The following is a 21,830-nucleotide window of genomic DNA, read 5'->3' as shown; positions in this document are numbered from 1 at the left end:
TCACCCAGGGCCCAGGAGAGGCATATGGGTGAAGCTGTCGTCCGGCGCGCGATTGACAACCCCCAAACCCGTTCATAAGTGTGGCAGGCGCTGCGGGGCCTCCCCGGCGCTCGCATTTATGTGACGCAACCACCCGCAGCTCCGTCGCGGCGGCCAGAGCCTCAAGACCCATTTCAGCCGCAAATGGGGTCTCGATGACATCCGGCCCGGGCGTTTCGCGCGGGATGTGGCGTGACAGGATCCGGCGGCCCGTCACCGTCGTGTCCGGTATCTGCCCTGGCGGGACACGGATTGGATGCCTCATGTTCGGCGCTCTCGCGCGAAAGCTCTTCGGGTCGGCCAATGATCGCCGCGTACGCGGCTACCGGCCGAATGTCGCAGCCATCAACGCGCTCGAGCCGGAGCTGTTAAAGCTGTCCGACGACGAGCTGCGCGCCCGCACCGTCGCGTTTCGCGAGCAGCTCGCCGCCGGCGCGAGCCTCGACGACCTTCTCGTCCCCGCCTTCGCCACGGTCCGCGAGGCCGCCCGGCGCGCCCTCGGGCAGCGGCATTTCGACGTACAGCTGATTGGCGGCATGGTGCTGCACGATCGCGGCATCGCCGAGATGCGCACCGGCGAAGGCAAGACGCTGGTCGCGACCGGGCCGGTCTATCTCAACGCGCTGACCGGCAAGGGCGTCCACGTCGTTACCGTCAACGACTACCTCGCCAAGCGCGACGCCGAATGGATGGGCCGGGTCTACCGCTTCCTCGGCCTCACCGTCGGCATCATCCATCACGGCATGGACGACAATGAGCGCCGCGCGGCCTATGCCTGCGACGTCACCTACGCGACCAATAACGAGCTCGGCTTCGATTATCTGCGCGACAACATGAAGTACGAGCTGGGCCAGATGGTCCAGCGCCCGCACTTCTACGCCGTGGTCGACGAGGTCGACTCGATCCTGATCGACGAGGCACGCACCCCGCTCATCATCTCCGGCCCGCTCGACGACCGCTCGGACTTCTACAACACCATCGACACCTACATCCCCCGCCTGTCGAAGGAGGATTACGACGTCGACGAGAAGCAGCGTTCCGTCGCCATGACCGAAGCCGGCATGGAGAAGATGGAGACCCTGCTGCGCGACGCCGGCCTGCTCAAGGGCGAGACCCTGTACGACATCGAGAACGTCTCGGTGGTCCATCACGTCAATCAGGCGCTGCGCGCCCACACGCTGTTCCAGCGCGACAAGGACTACATCGTCCGCAACAACGAAGTCGTTATCATCGACGAGTTCACCGGCCGCATGATGCCGGGCCGCCGCTATTCGGAAGGCCTGCATCAGGCGCTGGAGGCCAAGGAGCGCGTCCAGGTCCAGCCCGAGAACCAGACGCTGGCCTCGATCACCTTCCAGAACTATTTCCGCATGTATGAGAAGCTGTCCGGCATGACCGGCACGGCCAATACGGAAGCGGCCGAGTTCCAGGACATCTACAATCTCGAAGTCATCGAGATTCCGACCAACCTGCCGGTCCAGCGCGTCGACGACGATGACGAGGTCTACCGGACGGCGACCGAGAAATACAACGCCATCATCGACCTCATCACCGAGTGCAAGACGCGCGGCCAGCCCGTGCTGGTCGGCACCACCTCGATCGAGAAGTCGGAACTGCTGGCCGAACTGCTGAAGAAGCGCGGCTTCAAGCAGAAGGATTTCTCGGACCCGGACGCCTTCCGCCCGCTCTATGACGGCGATCAGGGCACGACCGAGGACAAGGTGTTCGCGGTGCTGAACGCCCGCCACCACGAGCAGGAATCCTACATCGTGGCGCAGGCGGGCGTCCCCGGCGCCATCACCATCGCCACCAACATGGCCGGCCGCGGCACCGACATCCAGCTCGGCGGCAATGCCGAGATGCGCATCCAGCACGAGCTGCCGCATCTGCCGGAAGGCGAGGAGCGCACCGCCGCCGAACAGCGCATCCGCGACGAGATCGCCCGGCTGAAGAAGAAGGCGCTGGAGGCCGGCGGCCTCTATGTCATCGGCACCGAGCGCCATGAGAGCCGGCGCATCGACAACCAGCTGCGCGGCCGCTCCGGCCGCCAGGGCGACCCCGGCCACTCGCATTTCTTCCTGTCGCTGGAAGACGATCTGATGCGCATCTTCGGGTCGGACCGGCTCGACGGCATGCTGCAGAAGCTCGGCCTCAAGGAGGGCGAGGCGATCGTCCATCCCTGGATCAACCGCGCGCTGGAGAAGGCGCAGCAGAAGGTCGAGGCGCGCAATTACGACATCCGCAAGAACCTGCTGAAATACGACGACGTGATGAACGACCAGCGCAAGGTGGTGTTCGAGCAGCGCATCGAGCTGATGCGCGACGAGGACGTCGCCGAGACGGTCGCCGAGATGCGCCATGGCGTCATCGAGGAACTCGTCCGCAAGTTCGTGCCGCCGAACGCCTATCCCGAGCAGTGGAACACCGAGGGCCTCGGCGAGGCGCTGCGCGGCATCGGCCTCGATCTGCCGGTCCAGGAATGGGCGGCCGAGGAAGGCATTGCCGATGAGGAGATGCGCGAGCGCATCCAGCGCCGCGCCGACGAGGCGATGGCGGCGAAGACGGCCAAATACGGCCCCGAGATCATGCGCTATGTCGAGAAGTCGATCCTGCTGCAGACGCTGGATCACCTCTGGCGCGAGCACCTCGTCACGCTCGACCATCTGCGCCAGGTGGTCGGCCTGCGCGGCTATGCCCAGCGCGATCCGCTGAACGAGTACAAGTCTGAGGCGTTCCAGCTGTTCGAGGCCATGCTGACCAATCTGCGCGAGGCGGTCACCGCCCAGCTCATGCGGGTCGAGATCATGACCCAGACGCCGCCGGACGAGCCGCAGATGGCCGCCCACCATATCGACGCCGACACCGGCCTCGATGAATTCGCGCTCGCCGATGCCGAATTCGCCGCGCAGGCGACGCTGGCGCCGGAGGCGGACGAGAACGCCCGGCCGCGCGACCCGAACGATCCGGCCACCTGGGGCCGCGTCGGCCGCAACGAGGCCTGCCCGTGCGGCTCCGGCCTGAAGTACAAGCACTGCCACGGCAAGTTCGTGTGATGCCGCCGGCTTCGACCGCGCGCCCCTCCCCGGAGGCTCTGCGCGCGGTCGAAGCCGGCGAGCGGCGCCTGCGTGACGCCGCGCTGGCGGGCGATGTCGCCGCGCTCGATGCACTGCTGGCCGAGGACCTCGTCTTCATCGACCGGGCCGGCCAAATTCTCGGCAAACAGCAGGACCTCGACCTGCACCGCTCCGGCGCGCTCAGGCTGACCCGGCTGGAGTTTTCCGACTATCGCTTCCATGAACTGGCGGAGGGCGTGATGCTGGTCTGGCTGCGCGCGGACGCCGAAGGCCGTTCCGCCGGCCAGCCCTTCGTCGCCGCCCTGCGCTTCACTCGCGTCTGGACCCGCAAAGGGGCCAGCTGGCGGATCGCCAGCATGCATGCGAGCGCCATCGGCTGAGGCGCCCAGCAAACCGTATCGGCACACGCCCCCCCCCCGATCGGCCGCTGGCCGTTCGGGATGGCATCCCTCACACCATGAAATCGGCTACTGCGCGCTGGACGAGAAGCTGCCCGGCGTCAGGATGCTGGCGCCCGGCAGCGCCGCCGTGCCCGCAGCCGAGGAGGCCGGGGCCGAGGAGCCGGACACGGAGGGCCGCAGCACCGGGGCGTCGCCGCTGGCCGCCGCGGCGGCCGGGGTCGGCACGGTGGAATAGGAGGTCGCGGGCGACGGCACCGTCGCATAGCTCGGCGCCGCCGGCTGGGCGGACGCCGATGGCGAATTTGCCGCCGGCTGTTGTGCCGGAGAATGGGCCGCGGCCGGGCGGGCCACCACCGGCGTCGCGGCCGGGCGCCCGGAAGCCTGCGGCACCGGCGGACGGGCCGGCGGGATCGGCACATCGGCCGGGGTTTCCGTCGCCGGCGCAGGCTTTGGCGCCGAGGCACCGCCGCCGAACAGGCCGCTGAGCGAGAAGCCGGAGGAAGCGGGCGCGGCAGCGGCGGGCGCCGGCGCGGCCACGGGCGCGCCATCGGCCGGCGCCGCGACGGGAGCAGCCGGCGCGGCGGGGCCGCCGCCAAACCAGTTCTTCACGCCGTCGAAGAAGCCGCCGCCGGAATCCAGCGCGGCGACCTGCGTGCCCGGCGCGGTCGCGGCCGGGGTGCGGAAGCTGAACAGGCTCGGCGCCTCGCTCGCGGCGAGCGCGGTCGCGGCGGGGGCATCGGTCGGGCGCGGCACGGGCAGCGGCACATCGGCCACGGTCGGCACCATATCGGCCTGGGCGAGCGCGACGGTCTCCTCGGGCGCGGGAGCGTTGGTGGCGACGCCATAATCGCTGCCCGGTGGCTTGACCACCGGCGGCAGCGAGCCCGGCGCCTTCAGCTCCGGGTTCTGCAGCTTGGCCAGGAACACCTTGTGCATCCCGCCATCCTTGCCGGTCTTCACCGGGGCGACGGGGGTCAGGGAGCCGGCGCTGGCGATCTTGGTGTCGACCTCGCGCTGGCGGGCAGCGATCTCCTCGCCCAGCCCTTCGGGCAGCGTGTAGTCGGGGCACGGCAGCGTGGCCTGGAATTTCTGCGTCGGGTCGGTCGGCGTCGCGTTGAACACGTAACGCTTGCCGCAATAATCCACCTTCGGCAGCGCCTTGGTCAGCTCGAACGTGTCGGAGCCTTCCTTGAGCATCTTCCAGAAGGCGATGTTCGGGTTGTTGCGGTGACGCACCAGATTGTCGGTGGTCATGCGGAACGGATAGGCCTGCACCTGGAAGGAACGCTGCCCGCCCTTGAAGCTCTCGCGGCCCAGCGCGAAGATTTCCGTCACCTGCTCGTCGGTCATGGCGTAGCAGCCGCGCGACGAGCAGTCGCCATGCACCATCAGGTTCGAGCCGGAGCGGCCCCAGGCGCGGTCATAGGGGTTGGGAAAGCCGAGATCGAAGGACAGGTAATAGCTGGAGTTCGGGTTCATCTGGCCGGGGGTGATGGTGTAGAACCCCTCCGGCGCCTGACGGTCGCCCTCCCGGACCTTCGGGCCCAGCTCGCCGGACCAGCGGCAGATCGGGTAGGTCTTGAGCAGCGCGTACTCGCCGCTGGTGGTCTCTTTCCAGACCTCCAGCTCGGATTCTTCCTTGTAGATGCGCACCACGATCGGGCTGTCCTTGGACATTCCCTTCTGCTCGATCAGCGCGACGGTCTGCGGCGAGAGCGTCTTCATCGCCTTGGACATCGGGCTCGGGCCATCGTCGCCCGTGCAGGCGGCAAGCGCGAGGCTGGCGCAGCCGGCCATCAGGGCCATGCGCCAGCGCGCCGACCATTCAGCGACCGGCAGGCGCATCAGGCCTGCCTTCTTCTGCTGAGAAAACGCCGGACGGCTCAATCCCGATACTCCCCGGTCCCGAAGCAGGACGGATTCGAAAGCGTTATCCCCGTCGGCACCTTACCGCAAGCCCACGCCCGCTACCATGCGTCGCACGCCGGGCGGGTCTGCTCAGAGCGTGCGGCCGATGGCGAGGAATTTCTCGCGCCGCGCCTTGCGCAAGGCCGGGCCGTCGAGCCCGTCCATCTCGCCAAGCGCCGATTCGATGGCATCGCCCGCGCTGCGGATCGCCGCCAGCGGGTCGCGATGCGCGCCGCCCGGCGGCTCGGCGATGATCTTGTCGATGATGTGGAAGCGCGCCAGATCCTGTGCGGTGATCTTCATGTTCATCGCCGCTTCCTGCGCCTTGGCGGTGTCACGCCACAGGATGGAGGCCGCGCCCTCGGGCGAGATGACGGAGTAGATCGAATGCTCCAGCATCAGCACGCGGTTGGCGGTGGCGATGGCGATGGCCCCGCCCGAACCGCCCTCGCCGATGATCACGGCGACATTCGGCACGCCGAGCGCAAGGCACGCATCGGTCGAGCGGGCGATCGCCTCCGCCTGTCCGCGCTCCTCGGCGTCGAGGCCGGGAAAGGCGCCGGCGGTATCGACCAGCGAGATCACCGGCAGCGAGAAGCGGTCGGCCAGTTCCATCAGCCGCACCGCCTTGCGGTAGCCCTCGGGCCGCGCCATGCCGAAATTGTGCTTGATGCGGGTCTCGGTGGTCGAGCCCTTTTCCTGCCCGATCAGGCAGACCGGCCGGCCGCGAAAGCGCGCGAAGCCGCCGAGAATGGCGTGGTCGTCGCCGAATTTGCGGTCGCCGGCCAGCGGATCGAAATCCTCGAACAGCGTGTTGGCATAGTCGGTGAAGTGCGGGCGCATCGGGTGACGCGCGACCTGCGCCTTCTGCCAGGGGGTGAGGTTGGCATAGAGCTGGACCAGCGCGTCCTGCGCCTTGGCCTGAAGCCGGCTGATATCGTCGCCGATGGCGACCGCGTCGCCCTGCGCGGCGACCGCCCGCAGTTCTTCCAGCTTGGCCTCGAGCTCGGCCACGGGCTTCTCAAAATCGAGGTAGCTGCGCATTGCTTGTCGGTGAATCCGGCTTCAGGAGAACGGCCCCCGGAGACGGGAGCCTTTGAAAGGTGCGCGGAAGCTGCCCCGAGAGGGTGGCAACGTCAAGGCAAGCCTTGCGTTGGGATTAATCCCGACCCGCATCGCTGAGCGGATGGAGGTCGCGCACGAGGCTTTTCAGCCGCTCGTCGAGCACATGGGTGTAGATCTGCGTGGTCGAGATGTCGGTGTGGCCGAGCAGCGTCTGCACGATGCGCAGATCCGCCCCATGCGCCAGCAGATGGCTGGCGAAGGCGTGGCGCAGCACGTGCGGGGAGAGCTTGGCCGGATCGAGCCCGCTCGCCAGCGCCAGATCCTTCAGGTCGAGCGCCACCTGCTGGCGGGTGATGTGGCCGCTGGCCGCGACGGACGGAAACAGCCAGCGCCCGGCTTCCGCCGGTTTGGCCCCTGCCGCCTTGCCCCCAGCCGGCGCCGCCCGGACCGCCCGGTCCAGCGCCGCGCGATAGCTGCGCATCGCCACCTTGGCCGCCTCGCCGAGCGGCACCAGGCGTTCCTTGTTGCCCTTGCCGCGCACGATGATGGCGTCGCCCTTGGCGCTCGCCGCCGAGGCCGGCAGGGCGGCGAGTTCGGAGACGCGCAGCCCGGTGGCGTAGAGCAGCTCGACGAAACAGGCGACACGCGCCCGCCGCGCCGCCTCGGCCGGTGTCGGCACGGGCTCGGCCGCGCGGGCATGGGCGGTGTCGATCAGCGCCGTCACCTCGTCGAGCGTCAGCACCTTGGGCAAAGGCCGGCTGCGGCGCGGGCCTTCCAGCACGGCGGACGGGTCGTCGCCGCGGTGATTCTCCACATAGAGGAAGCGGTGATACTGGCGCAGCGCCGAGAGCCGGCGGGCCACGCTCGCCGCTGCAAGGCCGCGCGCGCCGAGTTCCGCGAGATAGGCGCGGATCGCGCTTGTGTCGGCCTCCAGCGGCCCCGTGCCCTGGGTGGCCAGAAACGCCTCGTAATCCTCCAGGTCGCGGCCATAGGCGGCCAGCGTGTTGGCGCTGGCGCCACGCTCGGCGACGATCATGTCGAGGAACAGGGACGCCGTCCCGCGCGCGGCGCCGGGGGCGCTTATGGTCGCGTTCTTGGTCGTGGTCATGGCGTCTTGCGGTCGAGCGGCACGGTGATGCTCATCTCGCGCGGCGTCGGTTCGACCAGATTGGCCAGCGCCCACATCACGCCATAGCCGATGCCGCCGAGGACACCGAGAATGACGAGGAGGCGGATCAGGCTCGGCATGGAGAATTCCGTTCGGCAGGTTCCGGGAAGCGCCGGCTGGCGCCGACGATTCGGGATTGTCGTTAATCTGGACCTTAAGGCCTTTCGGGCGGCTTAAGGAACCGGCGCCGCATATGGTGCTGGAGCCGGGGCTGGACGCGCGGCCAAACGCGGCGCCCGCCTGCATTGCGTCGCGTCCCGGCGGATGATAGGTCGCCTTGAGGACATGGCACGGCAATGACGGTCGAGACGGACGATAGCAAGGCAGCGGAGCTGCGGGACCGGCTGGGACGGCGTTCCATCGTTCTCGTCGGCATGATGGGGGCGGGCAAGTCCTCGGTCGGCAAGCGCCTGGCGCGCCGGCTGTCGCTGGCTTTCGCCGATGCCGATACCGAGATCGAGCAGGCCGCCGGCATGACCATCCCGGAAATCTTCGCCCTGCACGGCGAGCCGGCCTTTCGCGATGGCGAGAAGAAGGTGATCGCCCGGCTGCTGGAGGCCGGGCCGATGGTGCTCGCCACCGGCGGCGGCGCCTTCATGAATGGCGAGACGCGCGCCGCCATCGCCGAGCACGGCGTGTCCGTCTGGCTCAAGGCCGAACTCGACCTGCTGCTGCGCCGCGTGCGCCGGCGCGACGACCGGCCGCTGCTCAAGACCGACGATCCCGCCGCCACCCTCGCCCGCCTGATCGAGCTGCGCTACCCGGTCTATGCCGAGGCGGCGGTCACGGTCGTGTCGCAGGACGTGCCGCAGGACGTGATGGTCGAGGAAGTCATCGCGGCGCTGATGGACCATTTGCCCGCCGCCCCGACAGGAGAGCCGAATTGACCGAGGCTGAAGTGACCGAGGCCGCATTGCTCGACAGCGACATCACCCGGCTCGGCGTCGGGCTCGGCGAGCGCAGCTATGACATCGTCATCGGGCCGGGCCTGCTGGCGCAGGCGGGCGCGCGCATCGCCGCGCTGCGCCCCGGCGCCCGAATCGGCATCGTCACCGACCGCAACGTGGCCGAGCGGCATCTGCCGACGGTCGAGGCGGCGCTGGTCGCCGCCGGCCTCACCCCCACCGCCATCGTCATCGAGCCGGGCGAGAAGTCCAAGAGCTTCGCCATGTTCGAGCAGGTGGTCGACGCGCTGCTCGACGCGCGGATCGAGCGGGGCGACCTCGTGCTGGCGCTGGGCGGCGGCGTGGTCGGCGATCTCGCGGGCTTCGCGGCGGCGGCGCTGCGGCGCGGCGTCGATTTCGTGCAGGTACCGACCAGCCTTCTGGCGCAGGTCGATTCCTCGGTCGGCGGCAAGACCGGCATCAATTCGCGCCATGGCAAGAACCTGGTCGGCGCCTTCCACCAGCCGATCCTCGTGCTGGCCGACGCCGATGTGCTCGACACGCTGCCCTTGCGCGAATTCCGCTCGGGCTATGCGGAAGTCGCCAAATACGGCCTCATCGACAACGCGCCCTTCTTCGCCTGGCTGGAGCGCAAATGGCAGGACGTGTTCCGCGGCGGGGCGGCGCGCATCGAGGCCATCGCCACCAGCTGCGCCGCCAAGGCCGCCGTGGTCGCCCGCGACGAGAAGGAGACCGGGGATCGCGCTTTGCTCAATCTCGGCCACACGTTCGGCCATGCGCTGGAAGCCGGGGCCGGCTTCTCCCAGCGCCTGCTGCATGGCGAGGCGGTCGCCATCGGCATGGCGCAGGCCTTCCGCTTCTCCGCCCGGCAGGGCCTGTGCGCCCCGGCGGATGCCGAGCGCGTCGAGGCACATCTGCGGACCGTCGGCCTGCCGACCCGCATCAAGGCCATTCCCGGCGAGCTGCCGGACACGGACGGGCTGATGACGCTGATCGGACAGGACAAGAAGGTATCGCGCGGCGCCCTCACCTTCATCCTGGCGCGCGGCATCGGCCAGAGCTTCATCGCACGCGACGTTGATCCGGCCGATGTGCGGGCTTTCCTTGAGAGTGAGCGTCAGGCCGGGTAAGTATCCGCCATGACCCCATATGACTGGCTAGCCCTCGGGGCCGTTATCGTCTGCCTGCTGCTGTCGTTCTTTTTCTCCGGCAGCGAAACCGCCCTCACCGCTTCCTCCAAGGCGCGCATGCACGCGCTGGAGAAGAATGGCGACGTCCGCGCCGCGCTGGTGAACCACATGATGGCCCAGCGCGAGCGGCTCATCGGCGGCATCCTGCTCGGCAACAACCTCGTCAACATCGCCGCCTCCTCGCTCGCCACCGGCATCCTGCTCGCCTGGTTCGGCACGGCGGGCATCGCCTATGCGACGATCGGCATGACCATCGTGGTGGTGATCTTCTCCGAGGTCCTGCCCAAGACCATCGCCATCAATCACCCTGATCGCGTGGCGCTGCGCGTGGCACGGCCGATCCAGATAATTGTCGGCCTGTTCGGCCCGCTCACCCTCGCCATCGAGGCGCTGGTGCGCGCCCTGCTGCGGGCGATGGGCGTGCCGCTCGGCGCCACCACCAGCGTGCTCTCCGCCTCCGAGGAACTGCGCGGCGCGGTCGACCTGCTGCACCGCGAGGGCAGCGTGGTGAAGGACGAGCGGGACATGCTCGGCGGCCTGCTCGACCTGTCCGAGCTGGAAGTCTCGGACATCATGGTCCACCGCACCAAGATGGCCAGCCTCAACGCCGATGAGCCACCCGAAAAACTGGTGCGCGAGGCGCTCGCCTCGTCCTTTACCCGGCTGCCGCTCTGGCGCGAGCGGCCGGACAACATCGTCGGCGTGCTGCACGCCAAGAACCTGCTGCGCGAATTGCAGGCGCTCGGCAACGACGTCACCAAGCTCGATGTCGAGAAGATCGCGCTCGAACCCTGGTTCGTGCCGGACGTCACCTCGCTGACCGACCAGCTCAAGGCCTTCCGCCGCCGCAAGCAGCATTTCGCCCTCGTCGTCGACGAGTATGGCGAGGTGATGGGGCTGGTGACGCTGGAGGACATTCTGGAGGAGATCGTCGGCGACATTTCCGACGAGCACGACCGGGCCTTCAACGGCGCGCGGCGCAACCCGGACGGTTCGGTCAGCGTGGAAGGCTCGGTGCCGATCCGCGACGTCAACCGCGCCATGGGCTGGGACCTGCCGGACGAGGAGGCGACCACCATTGCCGGCCTCGTCATCCACGAGGCCCGCATCATCCCCGAGCCGGGCCAGACCTTCCTGTTCCACGGCTTCCGCTTCCAGGTGATGCGCAAGCAGCGCAACCGCATCACCCTGCTGCGCGTCACCCCGCTCGCGCGGGCGGCCTGAGCGGGGAAGGCGAAGGGCTGACCGCCCTCCGCACGGGGCCGAGGTTCGTCCTGTCCCAACGTCCGGCGCGGATGAATACCGGATGAATTTCGACTTCATGCGCAATTCAGTTCGACCCGCTATCCTCCCCTCACCAACAATAGTCAAACGAGGGGACTGGAAATGCGCCGGACGGTCATCGGGAAGTGCCTTGCCGCCGTGGTCGCGCTGGGTCTGATGACCTTGCCGGCGGCCGCCGACATCGTGATGCAATGGGCGTCCAACAACGCCAACGTGACCCAGCGTGCCGGCATGCTGGTGGCGACCGGCAACACGCGCGATGCGGCGCGGTTCGAGATCGTGCGGCTGGAGGGGCGGCGCATTGCCCTGCGCGCCAGCGATGGCAGCTATGTGCGCGCCGGCATCGGCCCGCAGACCCTGCTGGGCACCGGCAGCCCGCATATTCGCGGCTGGGAAACCTTCGAGATGGACGCCCATGGCGATGCTGTTTCGCTGCGCTCGGTGCAGAATGGCAAGTTCGTCACCGTCGACGGGGCCGGCCAGCTTACCGCCTCCTCCGATCTGCGCGGCACCCATGCGCAGTTCCGCTTCATCACCGTCCCCGACCGCGGCGGCCCGGCCCGGCCCGAGACGCCGGCCGCCTCCACGCCGCGTGTTTCATGGCAGGGCCAGTGGACCCGGCTCTGGATCGCCGGCGCGGATGGCCGGGGCGTTCCCGCGCCGCGTGAATCGCGCGCCCGCTTCACGGTGGGGCCGGACATGACGGTGTCGGTCACCGCGGGCTGCAACACCCTCCATTCGCGCATGGATGTGCGCGGTCGCCAGGTGGCGTTCTCCCGCGTCATGTCCACCCGCATCAACTGCCGCAATGCGCAGCAGATCTATGAGCAGCATCTGGCCTCGGCCATGGCCAATGTGCGCTCCTGGGACTACCGGGAGGGGCAGATCGCCTTCCTCGACGCCTCCGGCCGCCGGCTGATGCAGATCGGGCGGTAGACTTCGCCCCGGCACCACCCATATACAGCAACGCAGGTCATCGAAGGCTCCGGGTCACTCCCCCGGAGCCTTCGCCTCTATGGCGAGGGCGTGCAGCCCGCGCGACAGTTCATCGGCCAGCAGGCCGTTCACGATCCGGTGACGCGCCAGCCGGCCCTGGCCGGTAAAGGCATCCGCCACGATGCGCACGCGTAAATGCGTGAGCTGGCCGGGGCGATGCCCGCCGTGACCTTCATGGCGGTGGCTTTCATCCTCGAGCTCAAGCGCGCTCGGGGAGAGTTCGGCCAGTGCCGCCCGCACGCGGGCCAGCGCCGCGGCGACGGCATCATCCGTGGGGGGTGAGGTCGGGTTCGGGGTGGCGTTCGAAGTCGGGTTCATGGACGTTGCGCTCGCTCCGGGATAAGGGGGCGTCAATATCACCGCCGGGCGCGGTGACGAATATGTGGTTTCTTGTATACCTCGCCCGCCGGAAGCATAATCACCCGATCATGAAGCTCGACTCTCCCTTCTTCGACCGCATCCGCGTGAAGCCCGACCGGGACCGCCGTCTGAAGACGGACGGCCCGCAATGCCAATGGGCGGGCTGCGACAAGCCGGCGACGCACCGCGCGCCGAAGGGCCGGCACAGCGAAGGCCAGTTCTGGAGCTACTGCTTCGACCATGTCCGGGCGTACAACCAGTCCTATAATTATTTCGCCGGCATGCCGGACGATGCCGTCACCGCCTACCAGAAGGACGCGCTGACCGGCCATCGCCCGACCTGGAAGATGGGCATGCGCGGCGCCGCCAAGACCGCCGAGAGCGCCCGCACCTTCGCCACCGAGGGCATTGCCGACCCGTTCGGCATGTTCGAGGAAGTCGGCGGCGCGGCGCGCCCCGACCCGGCGCCGGCGCGCGAGAGCCGCATGATCCGCAATGCCGAGCGCCGCGCCTTCGAATCGCTGGGTATGGAAATCTCCGCCACGCCCGAGGAGCTGAAGGCCCGCTTCAAGGTTCTGGTGAAAAAATATCATCCCGACGCCAATGGCGGCGACATATCGACCGAGGACCGTCTGCGCGACGTCATCCAGGCCTATAATCACCTCAAGAATGCGGGCTTCTGCTAAGAGGCGCGCCTGCCAGACAAGCCCGCGTGCATTCGGCGCGGCAACGGAGGAAGAATGACCGCCTCGCCCACGCAAACCGCCCCGCTGCCGGACATGAAGGTTTCGGTCCGTCAGGTGTTCGGGCTCGATGTCGATCTCGACGTGCCGGCCTATGCCGAACCCGACGCCTATGTGCCGGAAGTCGATCCCGACTATCTGTTCGACCGCCCGACCACGCTCGCCATCCTCGCCGGCTTCGCGCATAACCGCCGCGTCATGGTCACCGGCTATCACGGCACCGGCAAGTCGAGCCATATCGAGCAGGTCGCGGCGCGGCTGAACTGGCCCTGCGTGCGCGTCAATCTCGACAGCCACATCTCGCGTATCGACCTGATCGGCAAGGACGCCATCGTGGTCCGCGACGGGCTCCAGGTCACCGAATTCCGCGACGGCATCCTGCCCTGGGCCTACCAGAACAACGTCGCGCTGGTGTTCGACGAGTACGATGCCGGCCGCCCGGACGTGATGTTCGTGATCCAGCGCGTGCTGGAGAGCGCCGGCCGCCTGACGCTGCTCGACCAGAACCGCGTCATCCGCCCGCATGGCGCCTTCCGCCTGTTCTCGACCGCAAACACGATCGGCCTCGGCGACACGACCGGCCTCTATCACGGCACCCAGCAGATCAACCAGGCGCAGATGGACCGCTGGTCCATCGTCACCACGCTGAACTATCTGGCCCATGACAAGGAAGTCGACATCGTCGCCTCCAAGGCCAAGAACTTCCAGACGCCGGAAGGCCGCGACACCGTCGCGCGCATGGTGCGCCTGGCCGATCTCACCCGTCAGGCCTTCATCAATGGCGACCTGTCGACCGTGATGAGCCCGCGCACCGTCATCACCTGGGCCGAGAATGCCGAGATCTTCCAGGACCTCGCCTTCTCCTTCCGGGTGACCTTCCTCAACAAGTGCGACGAGCTGGAACGCACGCTGGTGGCCGAGTTCTACCAGCGCTGCTTCGGCAAGGAGCTCACCGAATCGGCCGTCAACGTCGTCATGTCCTGACGGACCTGCCTCCCTCTCCCCAATGGGGAGAGGGCCGGGGTGAGGGGGGCCTTGGCGCCCCGAATGGTGCCTCCCCCTCACCGACCCGCTTCGCGGGCCACCTCTCCCCGCCGGGGAGAGGAAAAATTATGTCATCCAAGGCGTCGCCATGAGCACCTCGAACCGCCCCAACCGCCCGGCCACCAAGGAAGCCCCGACCGAGCCGCTGAAGCGCGCGGTCACCGGCTGCCTGCGTGCCATCGCCGGCGACCGCGAGATCGAGGTCACCTTCGGCGCCGACAAGCCGGGCTTCTCCGACGGCCATGCCCGCCTGCCCGAACCCTCGCGCCGCATGTCGAAGCAGGACGCCGCGATCATGCGCGGCCATGCCGATTCGATGGCGCTGCGTATGGCCTGCCACGACCCGAAGGTGCATCAGCGCCTCACCCCGGTGGGCCAGCAGGCCCGCGCCGCCTTCGAGGCGGCCGAGCAGACGCGCTGCGAATCGCTGGGCGCGCTGCGCATGGATGGCGTGGCGCTCAACCTCTCGGCCATGCTGGAGGACCGCTACCAGAAGGCCAATTTCGCCAATCTCGCCGACCGTTCCGACGCGCCGCTGGAGCACGCGCTGTCGCTGATCCTGCGCGAGCGCATGACCGGCATGGCCCCGCCGGCGGCCGCCCGCGAGATGGTCAATCTGTGGCGCGGCTTCATCGAGGAGCATGGCGCCCGCGCGCTCGACGAACTGGCCGGCGCCGCCGACAATCAGGGCCGCTATGCCGAGGCGATGCGCGACCTGCTCTCCTCGCTCGGCATGGGCGAGGACATCGCCCCCTTCGACGAGAACAACGACCCCTCGACCGACGCCGATGACCGCCGCGACGAGGACAATGGCAAGGGCAGCGAGGCCGAGCCGGACGAGAGCGCGGAAGGCACCACCGAGGTCGACAGCGACCTGTCCTCCGACCAGAACCCGGAGGAATCCGAGGACCAGCAGGAGCAGCCCACCTCCGAACTGTCCGACGATGCCGAGCTGGGCGATGCCGACGAGGCGTCCGAGCCCTGGCAGCCGCAGCATGCCGTCCCAAGCGAGCCGCGCCCGCCGGAATATCACCCCTTCACCCCGCGCTTCGACGAGACGGTGAACGCGGACGAGCTGTGCGACCCGGAGGAGCTGGCGCGCCTGCGCGCCTATCTCGACAAGCAGCTCACCCATCTGCAGGGCGTCGTCGCGCGCCTTGCCAACCGGCTCCAGCGCCGGCTGATGGCGCAGCAGAATCGCGGCTGGGAGTTCGATCTCGAAGAGGGCATGCTCGATCCCGCGCGCCTGCACCGCATCATCACCGACCCGATGCAGCCGCTCTCCTTCAAGCGCGAGCGCGACACCGATTTCCGCGACACCGTCGTCACCCTGCTGCTCGACAATTCCGGTTCGATGCGCGGGCGCCCGATCACGGTCGCCGCCGCCTGCGCCGACATTCTCGCGCGCACGCTGGAGCGGTGCGGCGTGAAGGTCGAGATCCTCGGCTTCACCACCAAGGCGTGGAAGGGCGGGCAGGCGCGCGAGGCGTGGCTGTCCGCCGGCAAGCCGGGCGCGCCCGGCCGGCTGAACGATCTCCGCCACATCATCTACAAGGCGGCGGACGCCCCCTGGCGCCGCGCCCGGCGCAATCTCGGCCTGATGATGCGCGAGGGGCTGCTGAAGGAGAATATCGACGGCGAGGCGCTCGACTGGGCGCATAACCGCCTGCTCGCCCGCAACGAGCAGCGCCGCATCCTGATGATGATCTCGGACGGCGCGCCGGTCGACGATTCCACCCTGTCGGTCAATCCCGGCAATTATCTGGAGCGCCATCTGCGCTGGGTGATCCAGCAGATCGAGGACAAGTCCCCGGTCGAGCTGATCGCCATCGGCATCGGCCATGACGTGACGCGCTATTACAAGCGCGCCGTGACCATCGTCGACGCCGAGGAACTCGGCGGCGTGATGACCGAGAAGCTGGCCGAGCTGTTCGACGAGAAGCCGCGCGGCGCCCCGCGCAAGCCCCGCGCCGCCACGCCGATCAACCTCGCCAAGCCGGTCGGCGGCAGCACGAGCGGCGGCCCCGGACGCGGCCCCGCCGGCGGTGGCGGCTCTGGCAAGGGGCAGGCCTCCGGCAAGGGGTTGGGCACCGGCATCGGCACCGCTGCCGGTCGCCCCGTCTCCGGCAAGGCGAGCCCCTCCCCCGCCCACATCCCCACCCGCCGCACGTAGTAGGCGGGCGGGAAGGGCCGGCTGGGCTGAGGCCGGGCGGGAAGACGTGGATGGCCGGATCAAGTCCGGCCGTGACGGTGTGACGGTGGGAACGCGGCTCCTTCAACCGTGATGTGGGGGCCTGCGTGCTTCGAGGCCCGGCGGTGCCGGGCGCCTCAGCATGACGACGCAAGCTTCGGAAGAAGGTAATCTCCCGCACTTCCCGCTGTCTCCCCCCCCCCGCAGAACACCGTCATGCCCGTCCCCGGACTTGATCCGGGGACGGGCATCCACGTCTTCCCGCGCCGCGCCCCTTGAATTCCCGCAACGGCACCCCAGATAACGTTCACCCAGCCAGAAACGGGCTGTCGGCATGGTGGCGCTTCGTCAGCGCCTCGCCGACTGGAAGGCGGTTAGGACGGATGTACTCCGACCGCGTTCACTCCCTCCGGTCGTTTGACGAGCGACCGGCGTCTGGCGGGGTCACGCTCTCTCAGAGCGACAAGCGCGCCGCAAGGCGCGCTTTTTGTTTGAGAAGACCCCCGCGCGCCGCAAGGCACGCTTTTTGTTATTAAAGGTCCATCCCGCGCCGCAAGGCGCGCTTTTGTTTGAGATGACCCGCGCGCCACTCGGGCGCGCCTTGTCCGCCCCCGGCCTCACACCCCGTAGGGCGGGCGCGTGGTGCCGGCGGGCTCGTCCGGGAACGGGCCGGGGCCGGGATCATCCGGCAGATGCGGCATCGCCACCACAGGGCCGGCGCCCGACGTGGTGCCCGATGCGGCGGCGCCGGCCGGGCGCTTCTCGCCCTCCGCCTTCACCGGCTCCTTCACTACGTCCGCCTTGCCGTTCTCGACCTTCGCCTCCAGCACCTCCGGGCGCGGCTCGACCTCGGGGGCGAGCGGCGCGGTCGGGGGCTCCGGGGCGAGATCGACCACCGGCGGCTCCGGTGCAGGGACGGGGCGCGCGGCGATGGCGGCGGCGATCGCCGCTTTCACCCGCTCGGCCTCATTCTCCAGCATCGGCGTCGTGGCAACGCCGGGCGGCAGTTTCCATTCATAGGCGTCGAGCTTGCCGGTGACCGGCGAGACCGGCCCCCAGGCTTCCGCCAACACGCCATCGGCCACCCAGGCCGGGTCGCGCTGGGCGCGCACGGCGCGGGCGGTCCATTCGCGGGCCTTGCCGACATCGCCATGCTCGGCGGCTTCGAGTTCCGCCATCAACAGGCAAGCGCGCTGCGTCGGCTCGCCGAGCAGCGGCAGCAGCGCGGTGCGGGCGATGTCGAACTCCAGCGCGTCGAGGGCGGCGCGGGCCAGCACCATCGCGCTTTCGGGATGGGCCGGGGCGCGGGCGGTCAGCGTGCGGATGCGCTTCAGCCGCTCGCGCGAGGCATCGCCGGGGCGCAGATGCAGATAGGTCTCGGCGAGATCGGGATGCGGGGTCGCCGCATAGGCATTCTCGACGATCTTCGAGGCCTTGCGGGTGTCCCCGGCGGCGCCGAGCAGGCGCCCGGCAATGTCGGCGGCGGGCACCAGCGTCGGCGAAAGGCGCGCCGCCTCGACCGCCTTCTCACGGGCGGTGGCGGGATCGGACAGTTCGACCGCCTGCGCCTGCGCGGCGAGCAGCACCGCCCGGCGGCGCCGATGCGCGGCGCGGTCCAGCCCGCCATGGGCGGCCTCGCGTTCCAGCATCGCCAGCGCGCCGGTAAAGTCGCCCTTGAGGCAGCGCGCCTCGATCACCGCATCCGCCGCCCAGGCAAGGCCCGGCTCGTGGCGCGCGGCTTCCTCCGCGGTCATCAGCGCGGCATTGGCGTCGCCGCGCCGGCGCGCTTCCACATGCAGGCCGCGCAGCCCGAGCAGGCGCGTGCCGGGCGTGTCGGCCATGGTGCGGAAGGCCGCTTCCGCGCCGGCCGAATCGCCGGAGAGTTGCGCCGCCTGCGCGGCCAGCAGACGGGTCAGCGGTTCGCTGCCCATCAGCCGCTCGGCATCATTGGCGGCGCGCCGGGCGCCCATCACATCGCCCGAGCCGACCGCGACCAGGCCGCGCGAGATCGCCGCCCAGCCCTTGGTGCGGCGGCGGTGACGCCAGGAGCCGGCGATCAGGTCCGGCGAGCGGACGATCAGCCGCAGCAGCGTCCACAGCAGGATGGCGGCGGCGATCACGGCGAGCAGCGCGCTCGCCGCGACCAGCACGCTGGTCTCGATATGCCAGCCCTGCCAGTCGAGGGCGATCTGGCCGGGACGGTCGGCCAGCCAGGCGACCCCGAAGGCGATGGCGGCGAGGATCAGCAGATAGACGACGATGCGGATCACTGGGTTCCTCCCGCAAGGCTGGCCAGCACATGCTGGCTGAGGCCGGCCACGGCGGCGAGCGCCGCCTGCCGGTCCTCGATGGCGGCGATCACCGGCGCCACGCGGGCGCGGCTCTCATCCGGCAGCGCGTTCAGCGTCGCCAGCGCGCCGGGGAAATCGCCGCGCTGGAGCTGCGCCCGCGCGGTGGCGATCGCCTCGGCGTCAGCGCCAGCCGGCGCCTCATCGCTGCGGCGCACCGTCACCAGCCCCTTGGCGCTCTCCACCAGCCGGTCGAGCACGCCGGCGTCAGAGGCCGGCGCCGCCGGTTCCGCCGGGGTCGGCGCGGTGGCGCGGGTGAGCTGTTCGGCGAGCGCGAGGCCGGTGCCGTAGCCGCTGCCGGCCTTCGGCTCCAGCGCCGCCAGACCGTCACCGCCGGCGCCGAGCAGCGTCCGGCTGGCCTTCAGTTCGGTGGTGAAGGGCCGTCCGCCCGCCACCGCGTCCTCCAGCGCGTCGAGCGCCACCAGTTGCGCGGCGCTCTGCCCGCTGGCCTGCTGCTGCTGGGCGACGGTGGCGAGCTTCTGCTCGACCGCGCCGATCCGGGCATTGGCGGTGGCAAGGTCCTGCGGCGAGGCGGCCGGCGGCGGCGCGGGAATAGCCTCCACGCGCTGCTGCAAACCATCGAGCCGGCTGCCGAGCGCGGCAACCGCCTCGGGCGAGACGGCCGGCGCGACCGGCTCGGGCGCCGGCGCGTTGGCGAGCGTCGTCACCCGCTCGCCCATCGCCGAGAGGCCGGATTCGAGCGCGTCGAGCCGGGTCGCCAGCTCCTGCGGCAGTTCCGCATTGGCGGCCGGCGCCGGCGCGGCGGGAGCGCCGCCCGCCTGCTCGATCGCCTCCAGGCGCTGGCGCAGGTCAAGCGCGCGCGCCTCAAGCTGGGTGATGGCGTCGGCATTCTGCTCGGCGCCGTAGAAGGTGCTGACCACGGCGAGCGCCACCGCGCCGCCGATCACGCCGGAAATCACCGCGACCACCAGCCCGGCGATCAGACCCATCTGCCGCTTCGGCGCCTCGGGCGGGCTGGTCGCGCCCGGCAGTTCGGCGGCGTGCACCGGCTCGGGCGGCGCGTCGGGAGTATCGTTGGCGGGAGTATCGGCGGCAGGAGCATCGCCCGCGCTGCCGATATCGAGCACCGGCACCTCGGCCGTGGAATCGGCGGGGCTTTTCTCAGCCGCCGGGCTCGCCTTGTCCGCGGACGCTTTGTCCGGCGTCACTTCGGTCGCCGCCAGATCGAGCGTCGGCGGGGGCCGACGGCGGGATTTGCCGCGCGCCCCGGCCTCGTGGCCAGCCTCGTGGCCAGCCTCGTGGCCAGCCTCATGGCCCGTCTCGGTCTCGGTCGGATCGTTTTTGGGATCATCATTCGCCACGTACGTACCTCCCCGAGATCATAAAGCGCCGACCCAGCCCTTGTTCCCGGGATAGACCGCACCTGCCCAAGCCGCAACCTCGGGAGAGCCCCATGGTTTACCGGTCGAGCAGCGCGAACAAGCCCTCTTCGGTCGGCGTGTCGGCGATCCGCGTCGGCCAGCCGGCGGCCTGCAAGGGCGCGGCGACATTGCGCGAGAAGCACAGATGCTGAACGCCGGCAAAGGCCGAAGCAAGGCCGGCCTGCTGCGCCCGCGCCGCCAGCGTGGTCGCCGTGCGCAGGGAAAAATGAAACGCCGCGTCGATCTGCCCCGCCGCCAGCGCGGCGCGGGTGTGCGCCGCCAGCCCGCCCGCCGCCACCGCCCGGTAGATGACGAAAAGTTCAACCTCGATGCCGTCGCCGGCCAGCGCCGCGCCGAGATCGACCGCCCGTTCCTCGCCCGCCACATGCAGCACCCGTGCCCCGCGCGGCAGGCGGGCGCGCAGCAGGCCGGCCAGCGCCACCCCGTCGCCCCCGGCGACATGCACCTCGGCAAAGCCCTGCGCCGCCGCCGCCGTGCGCCGGCCCACCGCATGGAGCGGCAGGCCCTCCAACGCGGCACGCTCCCTCCGCGCGGCCAGCGCCCGCGCCCCGTTGACGCTGGTCAGCGCCAGCGCGTCGAAGCGGCCCGGCGGCAGGACGGCGTCGGGGATCGGCTCGATGGTCAGCATGGGATCGACCAGCGCCGCGCAGCCGGCGGCGACCAGCCGCGCGGCGGTGGCGTCGGCATCGGGCTGTGGCCGTGTCACCAGAACCCGCATCGCGGCACTAGGAGGGGAGCAGGTCGGGCGGCACCATGGCGCGCATTTCGCGGCCGGCGACCATGCCGAGTTCCAGCGCCCGGTTGCGCGGCCCGTGCCGGACGATCTCGTAATATTGCGTCCCGTCGGCAGAGAGCACCACGCCGCGGAAGGTGATTTCCTCGCCGCTGACCAGCGCATGGCCGCCGATCGGCGTGCGGCAGGAGCCGTCCAGCTCGGCGAGATAGGCGCGCTCCACCCGCAGCGCGAGGCCGGTCGCCGGGCACACCACCGGCACGATCAGCGAATCGACCGCGAGATCGCGCTGGCGGGTTTCGATGGCGACCGCCCCCTGCCCCACGGCGGGCAGGAAATCGGCGGTGTCGAGAACGCAGCTCGCCTTGTCGGCCATGCCGAGCCGGGTCAGCCCGGCAATCGCCAGCAGCGTGGCGTCGAACTCGCCGCTCGCCACCTTGGAGAGCCGGGTCTGCACATTGCCGCGCAGCAGCGAGACCTTCAGGTCCGGCCGCAGCCGGCGCAGCTGCGCCTCGCGCCGCAACGAGGCGGTGCCGACCTTGGCGCCCGCCGGCAGATCGCGCAGCGAAGCCCCCTCGCGCAGGATCAGCGCGTCGCGCACATCCGCGCGCGGCAGATAGCCGACCAGATGCAGCCCGTCCGGCAGGCGCGTGCCCATGTCCTTGGCCGAATGCACGGCGAGGTCGATGCGCCGCTCCAGCAGCGCCTCCTCGATTTCCTTGGTGAACAGCCCCTTGCCGCCGGCCTCCGACAGGGCCCGGTCGGTGATGGCGTCGCCGGTGGTGCGGATCACCACGATTTCCACCGCCTCGGGCTCCCAGCGATGGTGTCGCACCAGCGCGTCGCGCACCGCGTGGGCCTGCCACAGGGCGAGCGGGCTGCCACGAGTGCCGAGCCGAAGGCGGGGAAGCGATTGCGTCATGGCGTCCTGCGGTGATAGCGGTTCGGGAACGGGTTCAGAACACTGTCCATCGACTG

The 21,830-nt window shown here is 69.8% G+C and carries 18 protein-coding genes; 9 read left to right on the top strand and 9 right to left on the bottom strand.

Translation table 11 applies throughout. The features are described 5' to 3' along the window. Window positions 1-302 precede the first annotated feature (302 nt). Window positions 303-3,092, top strand: coding sequence for a preprotein translocase subunit SecA (gene secA / locus KIP89_RS13985; RefSeq protein WP_213756088.1), 2,790 nt, complete (start codon window positions 303-305; stop codon window positions 3,090-3,092). Further along, window positions 3,092-3,493 carry a nuclear transport factor 2 family protein gene (locus tag KIP89_RS13980; RefSeq protein ID WP_213756086.1) on the top strand — a complete coding sequence of 134 codons (402 nt, stop codon included), beginning with the start codon at window positions 3,092-3,094 and terminating at the stop codon, window positions 3,491-3,493. The genes secA and KIP89_RS13980 overlap by 1 nt, the downstream gene beginning before the upstream one ends. 87 nt (window positions 3,494-3,580) lie before the next feature. Here KIP89_RS13980 and KIP89_RS13975 read toward each other — a convergent pair whose 3' ends face one another. From KIP89_RS13975 to KIP89_RS13960, 4 genes are all read right to left on the bottom strand, one after another. Beyond that, window positions 3,581-5,359, bottom strand: coding sequence for a L,D-transpeptidase family protein (locus tag KIP89_RS13975; RefSeq protein ID WP_213756084.1), 1,779 nt, complete (start codon window positions 5,357-5,359; stop codon window positions 3,581-3,583). A 153-nt stretch (window positions 5,360-5,512) separates the two neighbouring features. Further along, on the bottom strand, window positions 5,513-6,466 hold the full coding sequence (locus tag KIP89_RS13970) for an acetyl-CoA carboxylase carboxyltransferase subunit alpha (protein WP_213756081.1): 954 nt from the start codon (window positions 6,464-6,466) through the stop codon (window positions 5,513-5,515). Between the two features lie 115 nt (window positions 6,467-6,581). After that, window positions 6,582-7,595: a tyrosine recombinase gene (locus tag KIP89_RS13965; RefSeq protein ID WP_213756079.1), complete on the bottom strand. Its 1,014-nt coding sequence runs from the start codon at window positions 7,593-7,595 to the stop codon at window positions 6,582-6,584. Beyond that, complete coding sequence (locus KIP89_RS13960) at window positions 7,592-7,735, bottom strand: hypothetical protein (protein ID WP_213756077.1); 144 nt, start codon at window positions 7,733-7,735, stop codon at window positions 7,592-7,594. Before KIP89_RS13960 ends, KIP89_RS13965 begins: the two co-directional genes overlap by 4 nt. A 216-nt stretch (window positions 7,736-7,951) precedes the next feature. Here KIP89_RS13960 and KIP89_RS13955 point away from each other — a divergent pair, with 216 nt between their 5' ends. The 4 genes from KIP89_RS13955 (at window position 7,952) to KIP89_RS13940 (ending at window position 11,970) form a co-directional block, all read left to right on the top strand. Beyond that, window positions 7,952-8,542, top strand: coding sequence for a shikimate kinase (locus tag KIP89_RS13955; RefSeq protein ID WP_213756075.1), 591 nt, complete (start codon window positions 7,952-7,954; stop codon window positions 8,540-8,542). Further along, window positions 8,539-9,690 (top strand): 3-dehydroquinate synthase, encoded by a 1,152-nt coding sequence (aroB, locus tag KIP89_RS13950; RefSeq protein WP_250152499.1) that lies wholly within the window; start codon window positions 8,539-8,541, stop codon window positions 9,688-9,690. Before KIP89_RS13955 ends, aroB begins: the two co-directional genes overlap by 4 nt. A gap of 9 nt (window positions 9,691-9,699) precedes the next feature. Next, window positions 9,700-10,974, top strand: coding sequence for an HlyC/CorC family transporter (locus KIP89_RS13945; protein WP_213756072.1), 1,275 nt, complete (start codon window positions 9,700-9,702; stop codon window positions 10,972-10,974). A 162-nt stretch (window positions 10,975-11,136) separates the two neighbouring features. Further along, window positions 11,137-11,970, top strand: a complete 834-nt coding sequence (locus tag KIP89_RS13940) for an META domain-containing protein (protein ID WP_213756070.1) — start codon at window positions 11,137-11,139, stop codon at window positions 11,968-11,970. 54 nt (window positions 11,971-12,024) lie between these two features. Here KIP89_RS13940 and KIP89_RS13935 read toward each other — a convergent pair whose 3' ends face one another. Beyond that, complete coding sequence (locus tag KIP89_RS13935) at window positions 12,025-12,348, bottom strand: BolA family protein (protein WP_213756068.1); 324 nt, start codon at window positions 12,346-12,348, stop codon at window positions 12,025-12,027. Window positions 12,349-12,458: 110 nt separating this feature from the next. Between KIP89_RS13935 and KIP89_RS13930 the strand changes: the two genes are divergently transcribed. From KIP89_RS13930 to cobT, 3 genes are all read left to right on the top strand, one after another. Then, complete coding sequence (locus tag KIP89_RS13930) at window positions 12,459-13,076, top strand: J domain-containing protein (protein WP_213756312.1); 618 nt, start codon at window positions 12,459-12,461, stop codon at window positions 13,074-13,076. A gap of 54 nt (window positions 13,077-13,130) precedes the next feature. After that, window positions 13,131-14,117 carry a cobaltochelatase subunit CobS gene (gene cobS, locus KIP89_RS13925; protein WP_213756066.1) on the top strand — a complete coding sequence of 329 codons (987 nt, stop codon included), beginning with the start codon at window positions 13,131-13,133 and terminating at the stop codon, window positions 14,115-14,117. Between the two features lie 148 nt (window positions 14,118-14,265). After that, window positions 14,266-16,350, top strand: coding sequence for a cobaltochelatase subunit CobT (gene cobT / locus KIP89_RS13920; RefSeq protein WP_250152498.1), 2,085 nt, complete (start codon window positions 14,266-14,268; stop codon window positions 16,348-16,350). Window positions 16,351-16,985: 635 nt separating this feature from the next. Here the strand turns inward: cobT and KIP89_RS13915 are convergent. The 4 genes from KIP89_RS13915 to hemC form a co-directional block, all read right to left on the bottom strand. Continuing rightward, window positions 16,986-18,638, bottom strand: a complete 1,653-nt coding sequence (locus KIP89_RS13915; RefSeq protein ID WP_213756063.1) for a heme biosynthesis protein HemY — start codon at window positions 18,636-18,638, stop codon at window positions 16,986-16,988. Then, a complete protein-coding gene (locus KIP89_RS13910; RefSeq protein ID WP_213756061.1) occupies window positions 18,635-20,038 on the bottom strand; it encodes a COG4223 family protein in 1,404 nt (467 codons plus the stop codon). The genes KIP89_RS13915 and KIP89_RS13910 overlap by 4 nt, the downstream gene beginning before the upstream one ends. Window positions 20,039-20,135: 97 nt before the next feature. Next, on the bottom strand, window positions 20,136-20,825 hold the full coding sequence (locus tag KIP89_RS13905; protein WP_369807160.1) for a uroporphyrinogen-III synthase: 690 nt from the start codon (window positions 20,823-20,825) through the stop codon (window positions 20,136-20,138). Between the two features lie 19 nt (window positions 20,826-20,844). Beyond that, window positions 20,845-21,774 carry a hydroxymethylbilane synthase gene (gene hemC, locus KIP89_RS13900; RefSeq protein ID WP_213756058.1) on the bottom strand — a complete coding sequence of 310 codons (930 nt, stop codon included), beginning with the start codon at window positions 21,772-21,774 and terminating at the stop codon, window positions 20,845-20,847. Window positions 21,775-21,830: the final 56 nt, after the last annotated feature.

The sequence above is a fragment of the Ancylobacter radicis genome (assembly GCF_018449475.1).
In the GTDB taxonomy this organism is placed as follows: domain Bacteria; phylum Pseudomonadota; class Alphaproteobacteria; order Rhizobiales; family Xanthobacteraceae; genus Ancylobacter; species Ancylobacter radicis.
This window is presented reverse-complemented; position numbering and strand designations above follow the sequence as displayed.

Coding starts and splice junctions, on each gene's coding strand:
- secA (WP_213756088.1), top strand. CDS start 303: ATGTTCGGCGCTCTCGCGCGAAAGCTCTTCGGGTCGGCCAATGATCGC.
- KIP89_RS13980 (WP_213756086.1), top strand. CDS start 3,092: ATGCCGCCGGCTTCGACCGCGCGCCCCTCCCCGGAGGCTCTGCGCGCG.
- KIP89_RS13975 (WP_213756084.1), bottom strand. CDS start 5,359: ATGCGCCTGCCGGTCGCTGAATGGTCGGCGCGCTGGCGCATGGCCCTG.
- KIP89_RS13970 (WP_213756081.1), bottom strand. CDS start 6,466: ATGCGCAGCTACCTCGATTTTGAGAAGCCCGTGGCCGAGCTCGAGGCC.
- KIP89_RS13965 (WP_213756079.1), bottom strand. CDS start 7,595: ATGACCACGACCAAGAACGCGACCATAAGCGCCCCCGGCGCCGCGCGC.
- KIP89_RS13960 (WP_213756077.1), bottom strand. CDS start 7,735: ATGCCGAGCCTGATCCGCCTCCTCGTCATTCTCGGTGTCCTCGGCGGC.
- KIP89_RS13955 (WP_213756075.1), top strand. CDS start 7,952: ATGACGGTCGAGACGGACGATAGCAAGGCAGCGGAGCTGCGGGACCGG.
- KIP89_RS13945 (WP_213756072.1), top strand. CDS start 9,700: ATGACCCCATATGACTGGCTAGCCCTCGGGGCCGTTATCGTCTGCCTG.
- KIP89_RS13940 (WP_213756070.1), top strand. CDS start 11,137: ATGCGCCGGACGGTCATCGGGAAGTGCCTTGCCGCCGTGGTCGCGCTG.
- KIP89_RS13935 (WP_213756068.1), bottom strand. CDS start 12,348: ATGAACCCGACTTCGAACGCCACCCCGAACCCGACCTCACCCCCCACG.
- KIP89_RS13930 (WP_213756312.1), top strand. CDS start 12,459: ATGAAGCTCGACTCTCCCTTCTTCGACCGCATCCGCGTGAAGCCCGAC.
- cobS (WP_213756066.1), top strand. CDS start 13,131: ATGACCGCCTCGCCCACGCAAACCGCCCCGCTGCCGGACATGAAGGTT.
- cobT (WP_250152498.1), top strand. CDS start 14,266: ATGAGCACCTCGAACCGCCCCAACCGCCCGGCCACCAAGGAAGCCCCG.
- hemC (WP_213756058.1), bottom strand. CDS start 21,774: ATGACGCAATCGCTTCCCCGCCTTCGGCTCGGCACTCGTGGCAGCCCG.